We start from the raw sequence: 23,566 nt of genomic DNA, 5'->3' as shown, positions 1-23,566 counted from the left end.
TGTGGGAGCGAGCCTGCTCGCGAAGCTTTTGACGTCTTACGCCGTTGCCAATGAACCACGCTGCGAAACACTCAAAAACCGCAACAACGCCAGCACCGGGAACGCGCTACCGACAATCACGATCCACAACCAGCCGCCATGTTCGTACACCGCACTGGCCACCGATGATCCAAAGGCGCCGCCGATGAAGATGCTGGTCATGTACAACGCGTTGAGGCGACCACGGCTTTTCGCGTCCAGCGAGTACACCGCGCGTTGGCCAAGCACCATGTTCATCTGCACGCAGAAGTCGAGCACGACACCGGTCACGGCCAGGCCGATGACGCTGTAGGCAGGGTGGATGAAGGCGGGCAGAAAGCTCAGGCTGGCAAATATCATGGCCAGCAGCGAGGCGATGCGAGTGTGCCCGGCGTCGGCGAGGCGGCCGCTGATCGGCGCGGCGATGGCACCGATGGCACCAACCAGGGCGAAGATCGCGATTTCGCTTTGCGACAGACCATGGTTGCGCGCCAGTTCCAGCGGCACAGCGGTCCAGAAAAGGCTGAACGCGGCAAACATGCAACCCTGATAAAACGCCCGCTGACGCAGCACCGGTTGCTGGCGCAACAGCGTCCACAGCGAACCGAGCAATTGTCCGTAAGAGGCGCTGTGATCCGGTTGGCGCTTGGGCACGGTCAGTGCCAGCACGACGCTGATCGCTGCCATCAATGCTGCGGCAATCATGAACATCGCCCGCCAGCCGAAATGGTCAGCCACCACGCTCGACACCGGTCGTGCCAACAGGATGCCCAGCAACAAGCCGCCCATGATGCCGCCAACCACTCGGCCACGGGATTCTTCAGGCGCCAGATGCGCGGCCAGTGGAATGAGGATCTGCACTGACACCGAACTGAACCCCACCAGTAACGAAATCAGCAGGAACACATTCGGCTGATCGGTGAACGCCGCGCCGAGCAGACTGGCAATCGCGACGACGGTGGTGATGATCATCAACCGACGGTTTTCCAACAGGTCGCCCAACGGCACGAGGAAGAACAGGCCCAGCGCATAACCGATCTGCGTCAGTGAGACGATGAAGCTGGCCATGGTGTCGGTCAGGCCGATGTCCGGGGCGATCAGGCCGATGATTGGCTGCGCGTAGTAGATGTTGGCAACGATGGCGCCGCAGCAGAAGGCGAACAGCAGCACCATGCCTCGGGTCATTGCTTGAGTGGTGGTGGTCATAAGGTTTCTCGATCCAGCGAAAGGGAATGCGGTGAGGCTATGGGACAAAGCCGAAGGGCAGAAGACGCCGTCGGTTGATATCAGTTATTCCGTTGCGGAATGACCGGGTGCTGTCGGCCTGTCATCCATCGGTGAACCTTGCGTTCGACCGTTGAGGGTCGATGATACATTCACTTACATCTTCTTCGATAGCGTGCTTATGTTTACATCGTCTTGTTCACTTTTATGACCGGAGGATTGCAATGTTTCGTCAGAAGCTTCGCCACACTGCAACGATTGCCCTGATCAGCCTGCTGGGTGCGACGAGCGTGCTGGCCGCCGATGCACCGGGCATGCGCCTCGGCGTGCGCGGCGAAATCACCGGCGTCAGCGCCGATTCCCTGAAAGTCCACGTCAACAGTGGCGAGAACGTGGTGATCCAGTTGACCGGCGACACCAAAGTCCGCGCCGTCACGTTGGCCAACATCGAAGACATAAAACCCGGCAGTTACATTGGTTCGGCGGCGATGCCACAGGAGGACGGCACGCTCAAGGCGCTGGAAGTGCATGTGTTTCCGCCAGAGTTGGCGGGCAGTGGCGATGGCCATCGACCCTTCGATCTGGCCAAGGGCAGCAGCATGACCAATGGCAGCGTTGGCGATCTGGTGGTGAGCAATGGCCGGGTGCTGACGGTGAACTACAAGGGCGGACAGCAGAAGATCCTGGTGCCGGAGGATGTGCCGATCGTCAATCTGATGCCGGGGGATCGCAGCTTGCTCAAGGTCGGGGTGAAGATCGTTACGTTCGTGACGCAGAGTGCGGACGGCACTTTGACCGCTCAATCGATTTCGGCGGGGAAGGACGGGGTGACGCCACCGATGTAACCGCCTGACATATTCCCCGGTAGGAGTGAGCCTGCTCGCGATAGCGTCCTGTCAGCCACCACATGTGCAGAATGACAGGACGCTATCGCGAGCAGGCTCACTCCTACATTGGGTTTGTAGTGGATTCAGAAGCGCACAAAAAAGGCGACCACTGAGGGTCGCCTTTTTCACGCTAGCCTAAACCTTACTGCCCGCTATAAATCTGGTCGAAAACCCCACCATCATTGAAGTGGGTCTTCTGCACGGTACGCCAGTCACCAAACGTCTTCTCAACCGACAGAAAATCAACTTTCGGGAAACGATCGGTGTACTTGGCCAGCACCGCCGGATCACGCGGCCGCAGGTAGTTCGCCGCTGCGATCTCCTGACCTTCAGGCGACCACAAGTACTTCAGGTACTCATCAGCCGCTGCACGCGAGCCTTTCTTGTCGACGACTTTATCGACTACCGACACCGGTGGCTCGGCTTCAGCGGAGACGCTTGGGTAGATCACTTCGAACTGATCACGACCAAACTCGCGAGCGATCATTTCCGCTTCGTTTTCGAAGGTCACCAGTACATCACCGATCTGGTTGGTCATGAACGTTGTGGTCGCGGCGCGGCCACCGGTGTCCAGCACTGGCGCTTGCTTGAACAGTTTGCCGACGAAGTCCTTGGCCTTGTTCTCGTCGCCGCCATTCTTCAGCACATAACCCCAGGCCGACAGATAGGTGTAGCGACCGTTACCCGAGGTTTTCGGGTTAGGCACGATCACCTGCACGCCGTCCTTGAGCAGGTCCGGCCAGTCTTTCAGGGCTTTCGGGTTGCCCTTGCGGACGATGAACACGGTGGCCGAGGTGAATGGCGCGCTGTTGTTCGGCAGACGGGTGACCCAGTTCTCCGGGACCAGTTTGCCGTTATCGGCGAGGGCATTGATGTCGGTGGCCATGTTCATGGTGATGACGTCAGCCGGCAGGCCATCGATCACCGACCGCGCTTGCTTGCTCGAACCGCCGAAAGACATCTGCACGGTGATGTTTTCGTTGTGCTCGGCTTGCCAGTGCTTCTGGAACGCAGTGTTGTAGTCCTTGTAGAAATCGCGCATCACGTCGTAGGAAACGTTGAGCAGCGTCGGGGCTGCCTGAGCGATGTTGGCCAAAGCCAGGCCGGCGGCGAGAAGTGAGGCGCCAAAGAGTTTTTTCACTGCGCATTCCTTGTTTTGTCTATGCGGGGGGTAATGTTCAATTGCCACTGACTATAACGGCCTGCGCATAGTCGTTTAAAGATTAAAAAGCTCTGTGCTTATTCCAATTTCTTGAACAGGGCATTACCACACCGCGAGCAGAACGCCGCGCCATGCTCATGGCTGTTTTTCTTGCACACGGGGCAGTCATGTTGCAGCTGTTCACCGCGCATGGCGTTGGCCAGTTCGGCGGTGAAAATACCCGTTGGTACGGCGATGATCGAATAACCGGTGATCATCACCAGCGACGAAATCACCTGGCCCAGCGGCGTTTTCGGCACGATGTCGCCGAAGCCCACAGTGGTCAACGTGACGATAGCCCAATAGATGCCTTTCGGGATGCTGGTGAAGCCATGTTCGGGGCCTTCGATCACGTACATCAAGGTGCCGAAAACTGTCACCAGCGTGCAGACGCTGACCAGAAACACCACGATCTTCTGCTTGCTGCCGCGCAGTGCCGACATCAGGTAGTTGGCTTGTTTGAGGTACGGGCTGAGCTTGAGCACGCGGAAAATCCGCAGCATCCGAATGATCCGGATGATCAGCAGGTACTGCGCATCGCTGTAATACAGCGCAAGGATGCCCGGCACGATCGCCAGTAAATCCACCAGCCCATAAAAGCTGAAGGCATAGCGCAACGGTTTGGGCGAGCAGTACAGACGCAGGATGTACTCACCGAGGAAGATGATCGTGAAGCCCCACTCGATGTAGGCCAGTAGATCGGCGTAGTTACGGTGAACGCTGTCGATACTGTCGAGCATCACAATCACCAGACTGGCGAGGATGATCAACAGCAGGATGCCGTCGAAGCGACGCCCGGCGAGGGTGTCGCTCTGAAAAATCATGACGTAAAGCCGTTCACGCCAACTGTTGTTGCTGTCCATGGAAAACGCCTGAATCAAAGATCAGCGCAGCCTAGGTTGATTCTCCCCATGAGTGCAAGACGTGCTGTCGACGCTGGCTTTACCGAGCATCTGAATGCCGCTGCGGATCAGCCAGCCGGCGAGGATGAATGGCGCAGTCAGCGTGGCCAGACCGATGGCGGCGAACAGTGGCGTGACCAGCAGCGCCAGGACGATGCCGAGCAGCGGCAGCCACGGTTGATGGCGTTGACTGCTGAAGGCGAGGGCGGCGAGCACCGCGTTGTAACTGCCGAGACCGAGCAGCGCCGTGCTGCTTTCGTGGTGCAGCAGACTGGAGCCCAGGCCGATCGCCGAAGCCAGCAGCGCCCAGCAGAACGCGCGGCGATCAGCGATCAGCAAACCGACGGCGATCAATGCGCCGGCCAGCGGATGACCGAGGAACATCACCTGGCCCAGGCCGCGCAGTTCAGCGGCGAGCAGGTTCAGCGTGTTCATCTCGATGTGCGCCATCGGCGCCGACGGCTCGGCGAACAGCAGCAGGACCCAGCTCATGGCCACGAAAGGCGAGGTGTAGGCCGGTATGGAGCGGCTGCGGTACACATATTTGAGCCATTGCTGAGTGACCATCGCGCTCAAGCCGCCAGCGGCGAGAATCAGTGGCGGCAGCATTGGCGACCAGGGGAAATACAGGCTCAGCAGCAGGCCGAGCAAGATGCCGTTGTAGCTGAACAGTCCAGCCTGGCGATCAGCCTTGGCGTAGTTGCGCCGTTGCGCGGTGAGCAAACCGGCGACGGCACCGAGCAGTGCACCGGCGAACAGCACCGGCGCGGTCAGAAGGATCGCCAACAGGCACAGCAGGCCGCACAGCGGATGACGCTGAAGGAATATTTGACTGAAACCGTTGAGCAAAGCCTCGGCCCAGTCGGGGCAGTGGGTGTTGAAATGGTTGGCAGGCATGTTGAGAAAATCTGGGCAGTTGGAAAATCAAAAGGTCTTGCATACCTGCGGTGAGGGGATTTAGCGAAACGTCGCACCGCCCCGTTGGGCTGCGAAGCGGCCCCCACATCGGTGAATGCGATTTCTCTGTGGAAACCGTCACACCGTTTAAAAGCGACGACTGCTGCGCAGCCGAACGGGGATAAATCCCCTCGCCACAAGGTTATGCACCCACTTTTTATGGTGGGTTAAATCAGTGTTTCGATCCGCAGCGAGTTAGTCGATCCAGGCTGGCCGAACGGCACACCCGCCGTGATCAGCAGCGTGTCGCCACGCTCGGCCATGCCTTGTGCCTGGGCGATTTCCAGCGCCGTCGAGCAAACTTCGTCGACTTGACGCAGGCGATCGTTGACCACCGAGTGAATGCCCCACGCCACGCTCAAGCGCCGCGCAGTCTGCAGGTTCGGTGTCAGATTGAGGATCGGCGCTTTTGGCCGTTCCCGCGATGCACGCAAACTCGAAGCCCCCGACTCGCTGTAATTGACCAGCACCGCCACCGGCAGCACATTGCTGATGCGACGGATCGCGCAGCTGATTGCATCGGAAACAGTCGCTTCGGCTTTCGGTCGGCTCACGTCGAGCTGAGTCTGATAGTCCGGGCCGTTCTCAACCTGGCGGATGATCTTGCTCATCATCTGCACGGCTTCCAGCGGGTATTCACCAGAGGCGGTTTCCGCCGACAGCATCACCGCGTCAGCACCCTCGGCCACGGCGTTTGCAACGTCGGTCACCTCAGCGCGGGTCGGGGCAGGGGAGAAGCGCATCGACTCGAGCATCTGCGTCGCTACCACCACCGGTTTACCCAGTTCGCGGCAAGTGGTGATGATGTTTTTCTGGATCTGCGGCACGCTCTCGGCCGGTACTTCCACGCCAAGGTCGCCACGGGCCACCATGATCGCGTCGCTCAGTTCAGCGATTTCACGCAGTTGCTCAACGGCTGAAGGCTTCTCGATTTTCGCCATCAAAAAGGCTTTGTCGCCGATCAATTCGCGGGCTTCGATGATGTCCTGCGGACGCTGCACAAACGACAGCGCAACCCAATCCACGCCCAGCTCCAGACCGAAGCTCAGGTCGCGGCGATCCTTGGCGGTCAGCGGGCTGAGGTCGAGCACTGCTTGCGGCACGTTCACCCCTTTGCGGTCCGACAGTTCGCCGCCGTTGAGCACGGTGGTGTCGATCGCATCGTTGTATTTGGTCACTACGCGCAGACGCAGTTTGCCGTCGTCGAGCAGCAGATCCATGCCCGCTTCCAGCGCCGCAATGATCTCCGGGTGCGGCAGGTTTACCCGGCGTTCATCACCCGGTGTGGCGTCGAGATCAAGACGAAACGCCTGACCGCGATGCAATTGAACCTTGCCGTCAGCAAACTTGCCAACGCGCAGTTTCGGCCCTTGCAGGTCCATCAGGATGCCCAGCGGATAGTTGAGCTGACGCTCGACTTCGCGGATCCATTGATAGCGCTTGGCGTGGTCGGCGTGATCGCCGTGGCTGAAGTTCAGGCGGAAAATATTGACCCCGGCCTCGACCAGTTCACGGATGTCGTCGATGCCATCGACAGCAGGCCCGAGGGTGGCGAGGATTTTGACCTTTTTATCAGGCGTCATGATTTAGAACTCTCGAGAATCAGAATGGCGCGGAAGTCGTTGACGTTGGTGCGGGTCGGCTCGGTGACGATCAGCGCATCGAGCGCCTCGAAATAGCCGTAGCCGTTGTTGTTATCCAGCTCGTCGCTGGCGCTCAAACCGAGGGCGGCGGCGCGGGCGTAGGTGTCCGGGGTCATGATCGCGCCGGCGTTGTCTTCCGAGCCATCGATGCCGTCGGTGTCACCGGCCAGGGCGTAGACGCCGGGCTGGCCCTTGAGGCTGTCGGTGAGGCTCAGGAGGAATTCGGCGTTACGTCCGCCACGGCCATTGCCGCGTACGGTCACGGTGGTTTCGCCGCCAGAGAGGATCACGCACGGCGCCGCCAATGGCTGACCGTGGTTGATGATCTGGCGGGCGATGCCGGCGTGGACTTTCGCCACTTCACGCGATTCACCTTCGAGGTCGCCCAGGATCAGCGTACTGAAACCGGCCTGGCGGCATTTCACCGCGGCGGCATCCAGCGACTGCTGAGGGCGGGCGATCAACTGGAAATGACTGCGCGCGAGGCTGGGATCGCCCGGTTTGACGGTTTCCGATGCCGGACTTTGCAGCCAGTTGCGCACCGACACCGGGACGTCAATGTTGTAGCGTTTGAGGATCGCCAGCGCTTCGGCCGAAGTGCTCGGGTCGGCCACAGTCGGGCCGGAAGCGATGACCGTGGCGAGGTCGCCCGGTACATCGGAAATCGCGTAGGTGTAGACAGTGGCAGGCCAGCAGGCCTTGCCGAGACGGCCGCCCTTGATCGCCGAGAGGTGCTTGCGCACGCAGTTCATCTCGCCGATGGTCGCGCCGGATTTGAGCAGGGCTTTGTTGATCGCTTGCTTGTCGGCGAGGGTGATGCCTTCGGCCGGCAACGCCAGCAGGGCAGAGCCGCCACCGGAGAGCAGGAAGATCACGCGGTCGTCTTCAGTCAGATTGCTGACCAGTTCGAGCACGCGTTTGGCCACGGCCAGACCGGCAGCGTCAGGCACCGGATGCGCGGCTTCGACCACTTCGATTTTTTCGCACGGGGCGCCGTGGCCGTAACGGGTCACAACCAGGCCAGAGACTTCACCTTCCCAGCAATTCTCGACCACTTGCGCCATGGCAGCGGCGGCTTTGCCGGCACCGATGACGATGACTCGACCTCTACGGTCGGCGGGCAGATGGGCTTCGAGGACTTGCTGCGGATGGGCCGCGTCGATGGCTGTGGCAAACAGCTCGCGCAGCAGTTGTTGCGGATCGACCGACATGGCGGGCTCCCGGAATTCTTGTTATTCGAAAGGGCAACTCAGATCCCTGTAGGAGTGAGCCTGCTCGCGATTCAGGCTGCGCGGTGTATCAGGTACACCGAGATGAATTCATCGCGAGCAGGCTCACTCCTACAGGTTTGATGAAGGCTTATTTTTTGTCGCGGATCGAGAAGTTGGCCATGTGTTCCAGGCCCTTGATCAGCGCCGAGTGGTCCCAGTTGCTGCCACCGATGGCTGCGCAGGTGCTGAACACTTGCTGGGCATTGGCGGTGTTTGGCAGGTTGATGTTCAGCTCCTTGGCGCCTTGCAGGGCCAGGTTCAGGTCCTTCTGGTGCAGGCTGATGCGGAAGCCTGGATCGAAGGTGCCTTTGATCATGCGCTCGCCGTGTACTTCGAGGATCTTCGACGAGGCGAAACCACCCATCAGCGCCTCACGCACCTTGGCTGGATCGGCACCGTTCTTCGAGGCGAACAGCAGCGCTTCAGCGACGGCCTGAATGTTCAGCGCGACGATGATCTGGTTAGCAACTTTGGCGGTTTGACCGTCGCCATTGCCACCGACCAGAGTGATGTTCTTGCCCATGGCCTGGAACAGCGGCAGTGCGCGCTCGAAGGCATCGGCGTCGCCACCGATCATGATGCTCAGGGTCGCGGCTTTGGCGCCGACTTCACCGCCGGATACCGGTGCGTCGAGGTACTGCGCGCCTTTCTCGTTGATCTTTGCGGCGAAGGCTTTGGTGGCGGTCGGCGAAATCGAGCTCATGTCGATGACGATTTTGCCTTTGCTCAGGCCCGCGGCAACGCCGTCGGCGCGGAACAGTACGTCGTCGACCTGTGGGGTATCCGGCACCATGACGATGATGAATTCAGCTTCCTGCGCCACTTCACGCGGGTTGGCCAGGGCGACGGCACCAGCGGCCACCAGGTCGGCAGGCGCGGCGTCGTGGTGTTGCGACAGGAACAGGCTGTGACCGGCTTTCTGCAGGTTCGCCGCCATTGGGTGGCCCATGATGCCGGTGCCGATAAATCCGATTTTAGCCATGAGAAAATCCTCTTGTTTTTGTCTTTCCCCCGGTTCGCAACCGATGGGCTTTTTGTGGCGAGGGGATTTATCCCCGATGGGCAGCGAAGCTGCCCCAGTTTTTAGCGCGAATCAGTTGCAATCCCGGGTGCAGGTTTTACGACTGCTGCGCAGCCGGTCGGGGATAAATCCCCTCACCACAGGGGATCTGGTTTCAAGTCCAGATCCATGTTGAAAACTCGAACTCAGATTGCGTTGTGGGTTTTCAGCCAGCCGAGGCCTGCTTCGGTGGTGGTCAGCGGCTTGTATTCGCAACCGACCCAACCCTGATAACCGATGCGGTCGAGGTGTTCGAACAGGAAGCGATAGTTGATTTCACCGGTACCTGGTTCGTTGCGCCCCGGGTTGTCCGCGAGCTGCACATGGTTGATCTCGCCCAGATGCGATTGCAGGGTGCGGGCCAGATCGCCTTCCATGATTTGCATGTGATAGATGTCGTATTGCAGGAACAGGTTGGCGCTGCCGACCTGCTCGCGAATCGACAGGGCTTGCGCCGTGTTGTTCAGGTAGAAGCCCGGGATGTCGCGGGTGTTGATCGCTTCCATCACCAGTTTGATACCGACGGCTTGCAACTTGTCGGCGGCGTATTTCAGGTTGGCGACGAAGGTTTTTTCAACGGTGGCATCGTCAACGCCTTGTGGACGGATACCGGCCAGGCAGTTGATCTGGGTGTTGCCCAGCACTTGCGCGTAAGCGATGGCCAGATCGACACCGGCACGGAACTCTTCAACCCGATCCGGCAGGCACGCGATACCGCGCTCGCCCTTGGCCCAGTCACCGGCCGGCAGGTTGAACAGCACTTGGGTCAGACCGTTGGCGTCGAGCTTGGCCTTGATTTCAGCGGAGCTGAAGTCGTACGGGAACAGGTACTCGACACCGCTGAAACCGGCCTTGGCGGCGGCGTCGAAACGGGCAAGGAAATCCTGTTCGGTGAACAGCATGGACAGGTTGGCTGCGAAACGCGGCATGGTGGTCTCCCGTAAATCTTGTGAGGTTCCCCTTGTGGGAGCGAGCCTGTGTGGCGAGGGGATTTATCCCCGTTCGGCTGCGAAGCAGTCGTGAACCAATTCGCGCGGTGTTCCTGATATTCCGCGGTTTTCGGTTTTGAGGCCGCTTCGCGACCTAACGGGGATAAATCCCCTCGCCACATCAGCTCACTCCTACAGAGGGAGCGGTCAGCAGTTAATCAAGCAGCGAAATCGCCGTTGGCGCATCGTTGCCGACCAGCGCCAGGTCTTCGAACTCGTTGACGGCGTTGATCTCGGTGCCCATGGAGATGTTGGTCACACGCTCCAGAATGATCTCGACGATCACCGGTACCTTGAACTCTTCGATCATCTGTTCGGCCTTGCGCAGGGCAGGGGCGATTTCCGATGGTTCGAACACACGCAGTGCCTTACAGCCCAGGCCTTCAGCCACTGCAACGTGGTCAACACCGTAACCGTTGAGTTCCGGCGCGTTGAGGTTATCGAAGGACAGCTGCACGCAGTAGTCCATTTCGAACCCGCGCTGTGCCTGACGGATCAGACCCAGGTACGAGTTGTTCACCACGACGTGGATGTACGGCAGTTTGAACTGAGCGCCGACCGCCAGTTCTTCGATCATGAACTGGAAGTCATAGTCCCCCGACAGGGCCACGACTTTCCGGCTCGGATCGGCCTTGACCACGCCCAGCGCTGCCGGAATGGTCCAGCCCAATGGGCCCGCCTGACCACAGTTGATCCAGTGACGCGGCTTGTAGACGTGCAGGAACTGCGCGCCGGCAATCTGCGACAGACCAATGGTGCTGACGTAGCAGGTGTCCTTGCCGAACACCTGGTTCATTTCTTCGTAAACGCGCTGCGGTTTCACCGGCACGTTGTCGAAGTGGGTCTTGCGATGCAGGCTGGCTTTGCGCTGCTGGCAGTCTTGCAGCCAGGCACTGCGGTTTTTCAGCTTGCCGGCGGCTTGCCATTCACGGGCCACTTCGATGAACACGGTCAGCGCAGCGGCGGCGTCGGAAACGATGCCCAGATCCGGGGTGAACACACGACCGATCTGCGTGCCTTCTATGTCGACGTGAATGAACTTGCGGCCTTCGGTGTAAACGTCAACCGAACCGGTGTGGCGGTTAGCCCAACGGTTACCGATACCCAACACCACGTCGGATTTCAGCATCGTGGCGTTGCCGTAACGGTGCGAAGTCTGCAGACCGACCATGCCGACCATCAACGGGTGATCGTCCGGGATGGTGCCCCAGCCCATCAGGGTCGGGATGACTGGGATACCGGTCAGCTCAGCGAATTCGACCAGCAGGTCGCTGGCGTCGGCGTTGATGATGCCGCCACCGGCGACCAGCAATGGACGCTCGGCCTGATCAAGCAGAGCCAAAGCCTTTTCGACTTGCACGCGGGTAGCGGTTGGCTTGGCCAGCGGCAGCGGCTGGTAGGCGTCGATGTCGAATTCGATTTCGGCCATCTGCACGTCGAACGGCAGGTCGATCAGCACTGGGCCTGGACGGCCGGAGCGCATTTCGAAGAACGCTTTCTGGAACGCGTAAGGCACTTGGCCCGGCTCCAGAACAGTGGTCGCCCACTTGGTGACTGGCTTGACGATGCTGGTGATGTCAACCGCCTGGAAGTCTTCCTTGTGCATACGGGCGCGGGGTGCCTGGCCGGTAATGCAGAGGATTGGAATCGAGTCGGCCGAGGCGCTGTAGAGCCCGGTGACCATGTCGGTACCGGCTGGGCCGGAAGTGCCGATGCACACGCCGATGTTGCCGGCCTTGGTGCGGGTGTAGCCCTCGGCCATGTGCGAGGCGCCTTCAACGTGGCGAGCAAGGACGTGATCGATGCCACCGACTTTTTGCAAGGCGGAGTACAGCGGGTTGATGGCAGCGCCCGGGATGCCAAAAGCGGTATCAACCCCTTCACGGCGCATCACCAGAACGGCGGCTTCGATTGCTCTCATTTTGCTCATGGTTTTGTGCCTCTTTACGTTTTGTAATTGTATACAAGTGGCTTTGCGCAGAGTGTATTCACGGCGGACGGCGCAGGTCAATCCATTTTCTCAAGCGCCTGTTTCATTCGTCGGAAGCCTGTATGACTGTGGCTTTTCGTCGCATGTGGCGCTTTTCGAGAATTATTGTATACAAAAAAATAACTCATTGTGTTCTATTTGTTGCATCGGACTGCGGCAGAAAACCGCAGGCCCACGACTTTCCCAATAACAAAATGAGGACGGCACCATGAGCGCTTTAACCTTGAAAGTCGCAGTCAAGCTGGTCAACGAAGCCATCAGCGCCGGACGGGCAATCTCCGCTGCGCCGCTGACCATTGCGGTACTCGATACCGGCGGCCACCTGATCACCCTGCAACGCGAAGACGGCGCGAGCCTGCTGCGCCCGGATATCGCCATCGGCAAAGCCTGGGGCGCGATTGCCCTGGGTAAAGGCTCGCGCCTGCTGGCGCTGGACGCCCAACAACGTCCGGCCTTTATTGCTGCGCTGAACAGCATGGGCCAGGGCAGCGTCGTGCCGGCACCGGGCGGTGTGTTGATTCGTGATCAGGCCGGGAATGTGCTGGGAGCGATCGGTATCAGCGGCGATCTGTCGGACATCGATGAACAAGTGGCGATCAAAGCGGTAGAGGCGCTGGAGCTGCGTGCGGATGCGGGGGTGGCGGCCTGAGTGGAAATAAATCAGCACGTCTGAAGGCGTGATGATGACGAAGAGGGGTGGGGTCTATAGACTGCCGCCCCTCTCGTTTATGTATCAAGGAAGATCTGCGTGAAGACGCTATTCGCCATGACTCTGGCCACGGCCATGACCCTCTGTACTCCCATCCTGCACGCGACGGAAACACCCGACGCCGAAGAGATCGCGTTCCACGCGCTGAGCCCGGTGGTCTCTGCATTGATCAACGCCGATTTCCGCCAACTGTTCAGTGAAGGCAACGAAGTGAAGTCCCGTACCCATGAAGGTGGGCATTTCTACCCGGATGACTGGAAAATTTCGTTCCCGCAAGCGCTGCGCTGGGTGATGCGGGAAGAGGGTTGAGGTTTTATTTGTGAGATCTTGCGGCGCTTGAAGAAAAGTCATCGCGAGCAGGCTCACTCCTACAAGGATCGTGTTCTGACACAAATTGTCTGAGCACCTCAAAGTCACTGTAGGAGTGAGCCTGCTCGCGATAGCGACCTCCCAGACACATCCTGCCAACAGTCCGCCCACACAAGTGAACCACAGCACTAGCCTTTCATGACCTGATCATGGAGGGCAAAGGAATGCCGGACTCACCCGCTGCACACCGATTGAGGTTCGGACGCTACGCCGAAGCCGGTCGCATTTATCTGCTGACTACCAACACGTATCAGAGACGCCCAGTCTTCAGGAATTTCAGCTTGGGCAGACTGGTTGTCGATCAATTTCGCAATTCACAGAAGTCCGGCGTGGCGAATTCGCTGGCCTGGGTGGTCATGCCGGATCATTTTCACTGGCTGATCGAGTTGCAACAGGGAACATTGAGTGAGCTGATGCAGAAGACCAAGTCACTGAGTGCCAAAGCCGTAAGGCAGTCTACTGGTGATAGCCACCCTCTCTGGCAGAGAGGTTTTCATGACCGGGCGCTGCGGCGTGAGGAGGATTTAGTGAAGGTGGCTCGGTATGTCGTGGCGAATCCGTTGCGGGCGGGTTTGGTGCAGAAGCTTGGCGACTATCCGTTGTGGGATGCCATTTGGGTTTGAGCTGAAACCGTGGCGCCTCGATCGCGAGCAGGCTCACTCCTACAGGGGGAAACGCATTCCAAATGTGGGAGCGAGCCTGCTCGCGAATGGCGTCACCACGGTCTATCAGTCCGGCTCGCAGCCTTTGAGTACCAACCGAATAATCGTCTGCGCCGCCGCCTCGTAATCCGCCTCATCCAGCTTCTCCTTCCCTGTCACAGCAGAAATCTGCCAGTCGAAGTCGGCGTAGGTCTGAGTCGCGGCCCAGATGCTGAACATCAGGTGGTTGGGATCGATCGGGGCGATTTGCCCGCGGTCGATCCAGCTCTGGATGCAGTCGATGTTGTGCTTGGCCTGGCCGTTGAGCTGTTCGACCAGGTCGGCGCTCAGGTGCGGGGCGCCGTGCATGATTTCACTGGCGAACACCTTGGAGGCGAAGGGCAGGTCGCGGGAGATGCGGATCTTCGAGCGGATATAGCCGCTGAGCACTTCGCTCGGCACGCCGTCCGGGTTGAACGGTGTCGACGCTTGCAGAATCGGCACGATGATACTTTCCAGCACCTCGCGGTAGAGGTTTTCCTTGGACTTGAAGTAGTAGTAGACGTTGGGCTTGGGCAATCCCGCTTTGGCGGCGATGTCGCTGGTTTTGGTCGCAGCGAAGCCCTTGTCGGCAAACTCCTCACTGGCGGCACGCAGGATCAGTTCTTTGTTGCGCTCGCGGATTGTGCTCATAAACCCGGTGGTTCCTTGCCTGTTCTGGCGGTCGTGCATGGTAGCACCGGCCTCGCGCGGCGCTCAAGAATGCACGGCCGGGGCGTTCGTCGCGTCAGTCTGTCGCCCGCCTGAACAAATGCTCCATCCGCCAGGCCCACTGCGGCGGCGCTGCTAGAGTCTAGGCAGCGATCAAGTGCGCGAGGCGGCGACCATGGAAAAACGCAGGCGAGGCAAATTCGTGCTGATGTTTGGCATCGGGCTGTTGCTGGCGCTTGCCCTGTGGTTTTACCTGAGCCAGGGACAACACCGCAGCAAACCACCGCCGCCTGCCGAACCGGTGGCGGCGGTGGCCGTCACCCTGCAAGACGTGCCGGTGTACATCGATGCCCTCGGCACCGTCACGCCAACCCGAAGCGTGACGGTGATTTCCCAGGTCGACGGGATTCTCGGTTCGGTCGAATTCAAAGAGGGCCAACAGGTGCACAAAGGCCAAGTCATCGCCCGCATTGATGACCGGGCGCTCAAGGCGCAAGTGGCAGTCGCCAAAGGCACGCTGATGCACGATCAGGCGCTGCTGAGTAACGCCGTGCGCGATCTGGCGCGTTATCGCGAGCTGATCAAAGTCGGCTCCACCACCCAGCAAACTGTCGATACCCAAGCCTCGCTGGTTCAACAGTTGCAAGGCACGGTCGCCGCCGATGAGGGCAGCCTGCAGAACCTTGAAGTGCAGCTGAGTTATTGCACCATCACGTCGCCGGTGGACGGCGTGGTCGGCCTGCGTCAGGTCGATCCTGGCAACTACGTGACCACTACCAGTACCACCGGCATTGCCGTGATCACTCAGATAACCCCGGCCACTGTGGTGTTCGCGGTGCCTGAAGATGACTTGGCGGCGATCAATCAAGCTATGGCCAAAGGCACCGTGACGGTGTTGGCCTATGACCGTAACAAACACAACCTGCTGGCGGCCGGCAGCTTGTTGGCGCTGGACAATCAGGTCGACACCAGCACGGGCACGATCAAGGTCAAGGCGCAGTTCGATGACGCGGGCAACGCACTGTTCCCCAATCAATTCGTCAACGCCCGGCTCAAGGCTGACACGCTGAAGCAGATCAGCGTGGTGCCGACCCGGGCGATCCAGCATGGCAGCAAAGGCGATTTCGTCTTTGTTGTGGTCGACCCCGGCAGCAAAGTCAGCCTGCGCAACATCAAGACCGGCCCGGCCACCGGCGATGTCACGGCGGTGCTCGACAACGGCGTCAAGCAGGGTGAAAAAGTGGTCACTGAGGGGGCCGACAAGCTCGACGATGGTTCTGCGGTGAAAGTCGTCGCGCAGTGAGGAGGCGCCCAGCATGAACGTTTCGCGGCCCTTCATCGAACGCCCGGTGGCCACCACGTTGCTGATGGTGGCGGTGTTGTTGCTCGGGCTGCTCGGTTATCACTTGCTGTCGGTGTCGGCGCTACCGGAAGTCGATTACCCGACCATTCAGGTGTTCACCCAATATCCGGGCGCAAGTCCCGAGGTCATCAGTTCGTCGATCACCGCACCGCTTGAGCGTCAGCTCGGCGAGATGCCGGGCCTCAAATCGATGAATTCGACCAGTTCCGACGGTGCTTCGGTGGTCACCCTGCAATTCGATTTGTCGCTTTCGCTGGATGTCGCCGAGCAGGAAGTGCAAGCCGCGATCAACGCCGCTGGCACGTTCCTGCCGGCCAACCTGCCGTATCCGCCGGTGTACAGCAAGGTCAACCCGGCCGACGCGCCGGTGCTGACCCTGTCGCTGACCTCCGATGTGTTGCCGCTGACCAAGGTCGAAGACCTCGCCGACACGCGGCTGGCGCAGAAAATCTCGCAGATCACCGGCGTCGGTCTGGTCACCCTCAGCGGCGGCCAGCGTCCGGCAGTCCGGGTCGAGGCCAACACCTCGGCGCTGAACAGTCTCGGTTTATCCCTTGATGACTTGCGCACCTCATTAGGCACGGCCAACGTCAATCAGGCCAAGGGCAATATCGACGGTAAATATCAGGCCTATTCGATTGGCACCAACGACCAGTTGCAGTCGGCCGAGGAATACCGCGACCTGGTGATCGCCTACAAAAATGGCGCGCCGATTCGCTTGTCGCAGATTGCTACCTCCACTCAAGGGCCGGAGAACCCGCGCCAGGCCGCATGGACAAACAGCACGCCATCGATTGTTCTCAATATCCAGCGCCAGCCCGGCGCCAATGTTATTGACGTGGTCGACCGGGTGCAGCAACTGTTGCCCAAACTGCGCGCCAGTCTGCCGGCGACACTGAAGGTCAGCGTGCTCACCGACCGCACCCAGACCATCCGCGCCTCGGTCACCGACGTGCAATACGAATTGGGTGTGGCGGTGTTGCTGGTGGTGATGGTGATTTTCCTGTTCCTGCGCAACATTCCCGCGACGATCATTCCGGCGGTGACCGTGCCGCTGACGCTGGTCGGCACCTTGGCGGTGGCCTACGCACTGGGGTTTTCGCTGAATAACCTGACGCTGATGGCGCTGACCATCGCGATCGGCTTCGTGGTCGACGACGCCATCGTCATGATCGAAAACATCACTCGTTACCTCGAAGCTGGAGACTCGCCGCTGCAAGCCGCACTCAAAGGGTCGGAACAAATCGGCTTCACCATCATCTCGCTGTCGGTGGCTCTGATCGCGGTGATGATTCCGCTGCTGTTCATGGGCGATGTGGTCGGCCGGTTGTTCCGTGAGTTCGCCATGACCGTGGCGGTGACCATCGTCATCTCGGCGCTGATCACCCTGACGCTGACGCCGATGATGTGTTCGCGACTGCTCAAGGACAAACACGAGGAGCGCCGGGTCGATTTTTTTGACCGGATCAATGGTTATTACGTCAAAGGCCTCGATTGGGTGCTGCTGCACCGTGGGCTGACGCTGATCTCTGTGGTGTGTACCGGGTTGCTGACGTTGCTGATTATCGTGGTGATGCCCAAGGGCTTTTTCCCCGAACAGGACACTGGGCTGATTCAAGGGATTTCCCAGGCGTCGCCGACTATTTCCTTCCAGCAGATGCAGATTGAGCAACAGAGGCTGGCAGCGCGGATCTTGAAGGATCCGGCGGTGGCGAGCCTGTCGTCCTTCGTCGGCATCGACCAGACCAACCCGACGATCAATCAGGGCAACCTGCTGATCAACCTCAAGCCGCACGGCGATCGCGACAGCAGCGCGGCGGTGATTCGGCGGCTTGCGGATGCCAACGCCGACGACGCCGGGATTCGCCTGTACCTGCACAGCGTGCAGGATCTGACTCTCGACGCCACGGTGTCGACCACCAGTTATCGTCTGGGGCTACAGGCCACCGATCCGGATGTGCTGGAGCAGTGGACGGCTAAACTGCTGGCAGCGATCAAGCACGATCCGATGTTTACCGACGTGCAAAGTCAGGCGATGCAGTTCGGTAACCAGATCCAGCTCAATGTCGACCGCGCCACCGCTTCGCGCCTGGGCATTACTCCGCAAGCCATCGACGATGTGTTGTACGACGCGTTTGGTCAGCGGCAGGTGTCGACGATATATACCCAGCTCAACCAGTATCACGTGGTGATCGCCACCGACCATCCGCCACGTAATCTCGCCGATCTGTTGACCGGGTTATACGTCGACATTCCCGGCGGCGGAGTGGCTCCGCTGTCGAGCATGGCCACCCTTCAGGTGATTCGCGCGCCAGCGACGATCAACCGTCTCGGTCAGTTTCCGTACGCCGATGTCTCGTTCAACCTCGCCCCCGGCCAGACGCTCGGCGCGGCGGTGACGAGACTCAAGCAGATCGAAACCCAGGCCGGCCTGCCGCAGTCGGTGCAGGCAAATCTGGAAGGCGCAGCGGCGACGTTCGAGGCGTCACTGTCCAACCAGGTGTTTCTGGTACTGGCGGCGATCATCGTGGTGTACCTGATGCTGGGCATTCTCTACGAAAGTTTTGTGCATCCGGTGACGATTCTGTCGACGTTGCTATCAGCCGCGCTTGGGGCGTTGCTGGCGCTGCTGATCACCGGTACGCAGTTCGACATCATCGGCTTGATCGGCATCGTGCTGTTGATCGGCATCGTCATGAAGAACGGCATCATGATGGTCGACTTCGCGCTGGAACTGGAGCGGGAGGGTGGGCTGGATCCGGTCGCGGCGATTCGTCAGGCCGCCGAGCTACGTTTCCGACCGATCCTGATGACCAGCATGGCCTCGCTGTTTGGCGCGGTGCCGCTGGCGCTGGGCACCGGGATCGGCTCGGAACTGCGCCATCCGCTGGGGATCGCGATCATTGGCGGGCTGTTGTTGAGCCAGTTGCTGACGCTGTTTTCGACGCCAGTGATTTTCCTCGCCATGCACGGTCTGGAGCAGCGTTTCAGTCGGCGCCGGCCGGTGGCCGAGGCGTATCGCGATGAACCTTAGCGCGCCGTTTATCCAGCGACCGATCGCCACCACTTTATTGGCGGTAGGGTTGGCGCTGTTCGGTGTGTTGGCGTTCAATCTGCTGCCAGTGGCGCCGCTGCCCGAGGTCGATTTCCCGACCATCAGTGTGCGTGCGTCGTTGCCGGGTGCTGATCCGAGCACGGTTGCCTCATCGGTGGCGACGCCACTGGAACGTCAGTTCGGGCAGATCGCCGGGGTCACCGAAATGACCTCGGCGAGTTCGCTGGGGGCGACGCGCATCACTCTGCAATTCGACCTCAACCGTGACATCGATGGTGCCGCTCGGGATGTACAGGCAGCAATCAACGCGGCACGCAGCAACCTGCCCAGCGACTTGTCCGGCAACCCGACCTACCGCAAGGTCAACCCGGCCGATTCTCCGATCCTCATCCTCAGCCTGACCTCTGACAGCGCCACTCGCGGCCAAATGTATGACGTTGCCTCGACGCTGCTGGAGCAACGCTTGTTGCAGACCACCGGCGTCGGCGACGTCACCGTGGGCGGCGCCTCTTTGCCGGCGGTGCGCATTGAGCTCAATCCGGATCGACTCAACCGCTATGGCGTCAGCCTGGAGCAAGTGCGCCAGGTGATTCAGGCCGCCAACGTCAACCTGCCCAAGGGCACGCTGGCGCTGGGTGACCAATCCTACGGCCTGAAGGCCAACGACATGCTCTATCAGGGCGCTGACTACGCGCCGTTGGTGGTCAAACAGCGCAATGGCGATCTGGTGCGTATCGCCGATTTGGGCGATGTCAGCGAAGACGTCGAAGACCTGCGCAACTTCGGCTTGTCGAATGGCAAACCGGCGGTGTTGCTGGTGGTGTTCAAACAGCCCGGGGCCAATGTCATCGACACCGTGGATGCGGTGAAGGCTGACCTGCCGTTTCTGCAAAGCTCGATTCCGTCGGCGATCAAGATCAATGTCCTGATGGATCGCACCAGCACCATTCGCGCGTCATTGCGAGACGTCGAACTGACGTTGCTGATTTCGATTGCGCTGGTGACGCTGGTGACCTTCGCGTTTTTCCGCGACTGGCGCAGTACGCTGATCCCGGCCATTGTCGTGCCGCTGTCGCTGCTCGGCACTTTTGGCGCGATGTACTTTCTCGGCTACAGCCTGAACAACTTGTCGCTGATGGCGCTGACCATCTCCACCGGGTTTGTGGTGGACGACGCCATCGTCGTGGTCGAGAACATCATGCGTCATCTGGAGAAGGGCGAGAGCCGCGTGCAAGCCGCGTTGGCCGGGGCGCGCGAAGTGGGTTTCACTGTGATGACCATCAGTGTTTCGCTGGTGGCGGTGTTCATTCCGTTGTTGCTGATGGGCGGGATTGTCGGACGACTGTTCCGCGAATTCTCGATTTCTCTGTCGGTGGCCATCGTGATTTCCATGGTGGTGTCGCTGACGGTGACACCGATGCTCGCCAGTGTGTTGCTGCGCACGAAGGAACAGAGCAGCAGCAATCAGCCCGACTCGGGTTTTCACCGCTTCTACGACCGCACATTGGGCTGGGTCATCGAGCATTCGTTGTTGATGGGGTTGCTGACCCTGCTGGTGATTGTGCTGGCGTGTGGGCTGTATGTGCTGGTACCCAAGGGCTTCTTTCCGCAGGAAGACACCGGGCGCATGTCCGGTAGCATCATCGCTGCGCAAAGCATTTCCTTCGGGGCGATTCAGGCGAACTTCAGCGAGATCAACCAGAAGGTCTTGGGTAACCCGAATGTCGCCACGGTCGGTGGTTTTGTCGGCGGTGGCGGTGGCATCGGCGGCGCAGTGAACAGTGCGCAGTTGTTCATCACCCTCAAGGCGCTGGCCGATCGCAAGGACAGCGCCGATCAGGTCATCGCGCAGATCCGCCATACGCTGGGCGACATGCCGGGCACGCGGCTGTATCTGCAATCGGCTCAGGACATCACCGTCGGCGGGCGGCAGAGCGGGGCGCAATATCAGTACACGATGACGGCCGATGATCAGAGCACCCTCGATGAGTGGGTGCCCAAAGTGGTGGCGGCGCTGCATGCCTTGCCGCAACTGACAGACATCAACACCGATCAGCAGGACAACAGTCTGATGGCCAGCGTGTCCGTTAATCGCGATGCTGCCGCGCGTCTGGGCGTGAGTATGTCGGCGATTGATCAGACGCTGTATGACGCCTTCGGCCAGCGTCAGGTGTCGACGATTTATCGATCCGCTAACCAGTATCACGTGGTGATGGAAGTGGCGCCGCCGTATTGGTCTGACCCGGCGACATTGGAAAACGTCTACGTGCCGGTGGGCAATACGGCTGTCACCGTCAAGGGCGCAGCTACGGCGCCCAATCTCAGTGCCACGGCTGCGCAAAACCTGGTGCCGCTGTCGGCGGTGGCGGAGTATTCGGTCGCACGCACAGCGATCTCCATCAGCCATCAAGGCACTTTTCCCGCCGTGACGGCCTCGTTCAATCTCTCGCCCGGCGTGTCCATCGGACAGGCCACCGCGCTGGTGGACAACGCCGTAAAACAACTGCGCATGCCGGCCAGTGTGGTGGGGCAGTTTGCCGGGACGGCGCAGGTGTTCCAGACCTCGGTCGCCAGTGAGCCGTTGTTGATCGTCGCCGCGCTGCTCTCGGTATATGTCGTGCTCGGCATGCTTTACGAAAGCCTGGTACATCCGTTGACGATTCTTTCGACCTTGCCGTCGGCTGGTGTCGGCGCGTTGATCGCCTTGCTGTTGACGGGCACCGAACTGTCGATCATCGCGCTGGTGGGGGTGATTCTGCTGATCGGGATCGTCAAGAAGAACGCGATCATGATGATCGACTTCGCCATCACCGAACGCCGCGAGTCAGGCTTGAGCGCCAAGGACGCAATTCGCCGCGCCTGTATGATTCGTTTTCGGCCGATCATGATGACCACGCTGGCGGCGATCCTCGGTGCGCTGCCCTTGGTGCTCGGCAGTGGCTACGGCTCGGAGCTGCGCCGACCGCTGGGGATTTCGATTATTGGCGGGTTGTTGTTCAGCCAGTTATTGACGCTGTACACCACGCCGGTGATCTACCTTTGGCTCGATCGGGCGTCGCAGCGCCTGCGCAGGAGATCCTCATGAAATATCGCAAATCCCCTGCAGGAGCGAGCCTGCTTTTAATGGGGGTATTCCTGTTATTGAGCGGTTGCATGGTCGGGCCGGATTATCAAAAACCGGCGACTGAACTGCCGACTTCGTTCAAGGAGGGCACGCCGTGGCAGCGTGCTGTGTCCAATCCGCAAGGTGCGCTGGACAGCCAGTGGTGGCGGGCTTATCAGGACCCAGTGCTGAATGATCTGGTTGAGCGCTCGGCCAAGGCCAATCAATCGATCATCGCCGCCGAGGCTGCGTATCGCTTGGCGCAGGCGCAAGTGGCATCCAGTCGCGCCGGATTGTGGCCAACCGTGGGCGTGGGGTTGTCCGGTGCGCGCGGGGTTGGCGGCGGGGCCAGCGGCAGCACCACCAGCGGCCTGACCGGCAGCGGAGGCGGCAGCGTTGAGCAAACCGTCAGCGCCACCCTCAGCGCCAGTTGGGAGCCGGATTTGTGGGGGCAAGTACGACGCGGCATCGAGTCGAGCCAAGCCTCGCTGCAATCGTCTGATGCTTTGCTCGCCGGCGTGCGCCTGTCCATCGGTGCCAGCGTGGCGACCAACTATCTGGGATTGCGGCAGCTGGATATCGACATCGACCTGTTGCAGCGCCAACAGACGATCAATCAACAATTGCTGACGATGATTCAAGCGCAAACGGTGCAGGGCACTGCGACCAACGATCAGTTGCTGGTGGCGCAGGATCAACTGAGCACGGTGATCAGTGCCCTGCAAAATGCCCAACGCTCACGCGAGCAGGCTGAACATGCGCTGGCGGTGTTGGTGGGGCTGGCGCCTGCGCAGTTCAATCTGCCCAAGGCCGGTGACTATCGTTTTGTCATGCCGCTGCCGCCACCGGTTGTGCCGTCGAGTCTGTTGCTACGCCGCCCGGACGTAGTGTCCGCCGAGCGTTTGGCGGCCGCCGCGAACGCGAGAATCGGGGTTGCCGAAGCGGCGTTCTTCCCGACCTTGAGCCTGACCGCCGAAGGCGGTTTTCGCGGTACGGCGCTGGGCGGTCTGTTTTCAGTACCCAATCGCATCTGGACGCTCGGTCCGGCGTTGGCCGAAACAATCTTCGACGGTGGTGCTCGCGCGGCGGCCAAGCAGGAGGCCGAAGCCACTTACGATCAGGATGTCGCCAATTATCGTGGCACAGTGTTGGGCGCGTTGCAGAACGTCGAGGACAATTTGTCAGCGATTAATCACCTGCACATTCAAGAGCAGGCATACGCGCAGATGTTCCAGCGCAACCAGCGATTGTTTGGCAGCCAGGAAGCTCAATTGCGGGCGGGAACGGTCAGCCAACAAGCCGTGCTCACTCAACAGTTAGTGTTGCTGCAAGCCGAGCAAAACCTGCGGGACACGCAAGGATTGCTCAGCCAGGGCAGTGTGGCGTTGTTTCAAAGCCTGGGCGGTGGCTGGCAGGCGCCTTGACTGTCTCGCCTGTGAGTGGCCCGCACGGTATGCTGCGCGCACTTTTTTA

General features: G+C 60.1%; 18 protein-coding genes. 8 read left to right on the top strand and 10 right to left on the bottom strand.

Going from position 1 to position 23,566, the window contains the following annotated elements:
* Nucleotides 1–36 precede the first annotated feature (36 nt).
* Nucleotides 37–1,224 (bottom strand): MFS transporter, encoded by a 1,188-nt coding sequence (locus tag JFT91_RS27230; RefSeq protein WP_201234414.1) that lies wholly within the window; start codon nucleotides 1,222–1,224, stop codon nucleotides 37–39.
* A 242-nt stretch (nucleotides 1,225–1,466) separates the two neighbouring features.
* Between JFT91_RS27230 and JFT91_RS27225 the strand changes: the two genes are divergently transcribed.
* Nucleotides 1,467–2,087, top strand: coding sequence for a DUF5666 domain-containing protein (locus JFT91_RS27225; RefSeq protein ID WP_201227412.1), 621 nt, complete (start codon nucleotides 1,467–1,469; stop codon nucleotides 2,085–2,087).
* Nucleotides 2,088–2,271: 184 nt separating this feature from the next.
* Here the strand turns inward: JFT91_RS27225 and JFT91_RS27220 are convergent, their stop codons facing one another.
* From JFT91_RS27220 to gcl, 8 genes are all read right to left on the bottom strand, one after another.
* On the bottom strand, nucleotides 2,272–3,270 hold the full coding sequence (locus JFT91_RS27220; RefSeq protein WP_034151535.1) for a sulfate ABC transporter substrate-binding protein: 999 nt from the start codon (nucleotides 3,268–3,270) through the stop codon (nucleotides 2,272–2,274).
* 98 nt (nucleotides 3,271–3,368) lie between these two features.
* Nucleotides 3,369–4,193, bottom strand: a complete 825-nt coding sequence (locus JFT91_RS27215; protein WP_201234413.1) for an ion transporter — start codon at nucleotides 4,191–4,193, stop codon at nucleotides 3,369–3,371.
* 21 nt (nucleotides 4,194–4,214) lie between these two features.
* Nucleotides 4,215–5,129 (bottom strand): urea transporter, encoded by a 915-nt coding sequence (locus tag JFT91_RS27210; RefSeq protein WP_201234412.1) that lies wholly within the window; start codon nucleotides 5,127–5,129, stop codon nucleotides 4,215–4,217.
* A gap of 227 nt (nucleotides 5,130–5,356) precedes the next feature.
* Nucleotides 5,357–6,772 carry a pyruvate kinase gene (pyk, locus tag JFT91_RS27205; RefSeq protein ID WP_201227409.1) on the bottom strand — a complete coding sequence of 472 codons (1,416 nt, stop codon included), beginning with the start codon at nucleotides 6,770–6,772 and terminating at the stop codon, nucleotides 5,357–5,359.
* Nucleotides 6,769–8,043, bottom strand: coding sequence for a glycerate kinase type-2 family protein (locus JFT91_RS27200; RefSeq protein WP_201234411.1), 1,275 nt, complete (start codon nucleotides 8,041–8,043; stop codon nucleotides 6,769–6,771). Before JFT91_RS27200 ends, pyk begins: the two co-directional genes overlap by 4 nt.
* A 148-nt stretch (nucleotides 8,044–8,191) precedes the next feature.
* Nucleotides 8,192–9,085 carry a 2-hydroxy-3-oxopropionate reductase gene (locus JFT91_RS27195; protein WP_201227407.1) on the bottom strand — a complete coding sequence of 298 codons (894 nt, stop codon included), beginning with the start codon at nucleotides 9,083–9,085 and terminating at the stop codon, nucleotides 8,192–8,194.
* 224 nt (nucleotides 9,086–9,309) lie between these two features.
* A complete protein-coding gene (hyi, locus tag JFT91_RS27190; RefSeq protein ID WP_093103367.1) occupies nucleotides 9,310–10,092 on the bottom strand; it encodes a hydroxypyruvate isomerase in 783 nt (260 codons plus the stop codon).
* 214 nt (nucleotides 10,093–10,306) lie between these two features.
* Complete coding sequence (gene gcl / locus JFT91_RS27185) at nucleotides 10,307–12,082, bottom strand: glyoxylate carboligase (protein ID WP_007919935.1); 1,776 nt, start codon at nucleotides 12,080–12,082, stop codon at nucleotides 10,307–10,309.
* Nucleotides 12,083–12,350: 268 nt separating this feature from the next.
* Between gcl and JFT91_RS27180 the strand changes: the two genes are divergently transcribed.
* The 3 genes from JFT91_RS27180 (at nucleotide 12,351) to JFT91_RS27170 (ending at nucleotide 13,843) form a co-directional block, all read left to right on the top strand.
* Nucleotides 12,351–12,791: a GlcG/HbpS family heme-binding protein gene (locus JFT91_RS27180; RefSeq protein ID WP_201227405.1), complete on the top strand. Its 441-nt coding sequence runs from the start codon at nucleotides 12,351–12,353 to the stop codon at nucleotides 12,789–12,791.
* A 99-nt stretch (nucleotides 12,792–12,890) separates the two neighbouring features.
* Entirely contained in the window at nucleotides 12,891–13,160 is a 270-nt protein-coding gene (locus JFT91_RS27175; RefSeq protein ID WP_201234410.1) for a hypothetical protein, read from the top strand.
* Nucleotides 13,161–13,384: 224 nt separating this feature from the next.
* On the top strand, nucleotides 13,385–13,843 hold the full coding sequence (locus JFT91_RS27170) for an REP-associated tyrosine transposase (RefSeq protein WP_201234409.1): 459 nt from the start codon (nucleotides 13,385–13,387) through the stop codon (nucleotides 13,841–13,843).
* Nucleotides 13,844–13,948: 105 nt separating this feature from the next.
* On the opposite strand, the gene JFT91_RS27165 is transcribed toward JFT91_RS27170, so the two are convergent.
* Nucleotides 13,949–14,554 (bottom strand): TetR/AcrR family transcriptional regulator, encoded by a 606-nt coding sequence (locus JFT91_RS27165; protein ID WP_150647094.1) that lies wholly within the window; start codon nucleotides 14,552–14,554, stop codon nucleotides 13,949–13,951.
* A gap of 193 nt (nucleotides 14,555–14,747) precedes the next feature.
* Between JFT91_RS27165 and JFT91_RS27160 the strand changes: the two genes are divergently transcribed.
* From JFT91_RS27160 to JFT91_RS27145, 4 genes are read left to right on the top strand one after another with little or no spacing between them, the layout of a single operon-like run.
* Complete coding sequence (locus JFT91_RS27160; protein WP_201234408.1) at nucleotides 14,748–15,875, top strand: efflux RND transporter periplasmic adaptor subunit; 1,128 nt, start codon at nucleotides 14,748–14,750, stop codon at nucleotides 15,873–15,875.
* Between the two features lie 13 nt (nucleotides 15,876–15,888).
* Nucleotides 15,889–18,969 carry an efflux RND transporter permease subunit gene (locus JFT91_RS27155; RefSeq protein WP_201234407.1) on the top strand — a complete coding sequence of 1,027 codons (3,081 nt, stop codon included), beginning with the start codon at nucleotides 15,889–15,891 and terminating at the stop codon, nucleotides 18,967–18,969.
* Entirely contained in the window at nucleotides 18,959–22,075 is a 3,117-nt protein-coding gene (locus tag JFT91_RS27150; RefSeq protein ID WP_201234406.1) for an efflux RND transporter permease subunit, read from the top strand. The genes JFT91_RS27155 and JFT91_RS27150 overlap by 11 nt, the downstream gene beginning before the upstream one ends.
* A complete protein-coding gene (locus JFT91_RS27145) occupies nucleotides 22,072–23,517 on the top strand; it encodes an efflux transporter outer membrane subunit (RefSeq protein WP_201234405.1) in 1,446 nt (481 codons plus the stop codon). Before JFT91_RS27150 ends, JFT91_RS27145 begins: the two co-directional genes overlap by 4 nt.
* Nucleotides 23,518–23,566 lie beyond the last annotated feature (49 nt).

It is taken from the genome of Pseudomonas sp. TH08 (genome assembly GCF_016651275.1).
Lineage (GTDB): Bacteria > Pseudomonadota > Gammaproteobacteria > Pseudomonadales > Pseudomonadaceae > Aquipseudomonas.
The sequence above is the reverse complement of the archived record's forward strand: the minus strand, read 5'-3'. Positions and strand labels throughout refer to the sequence as shown.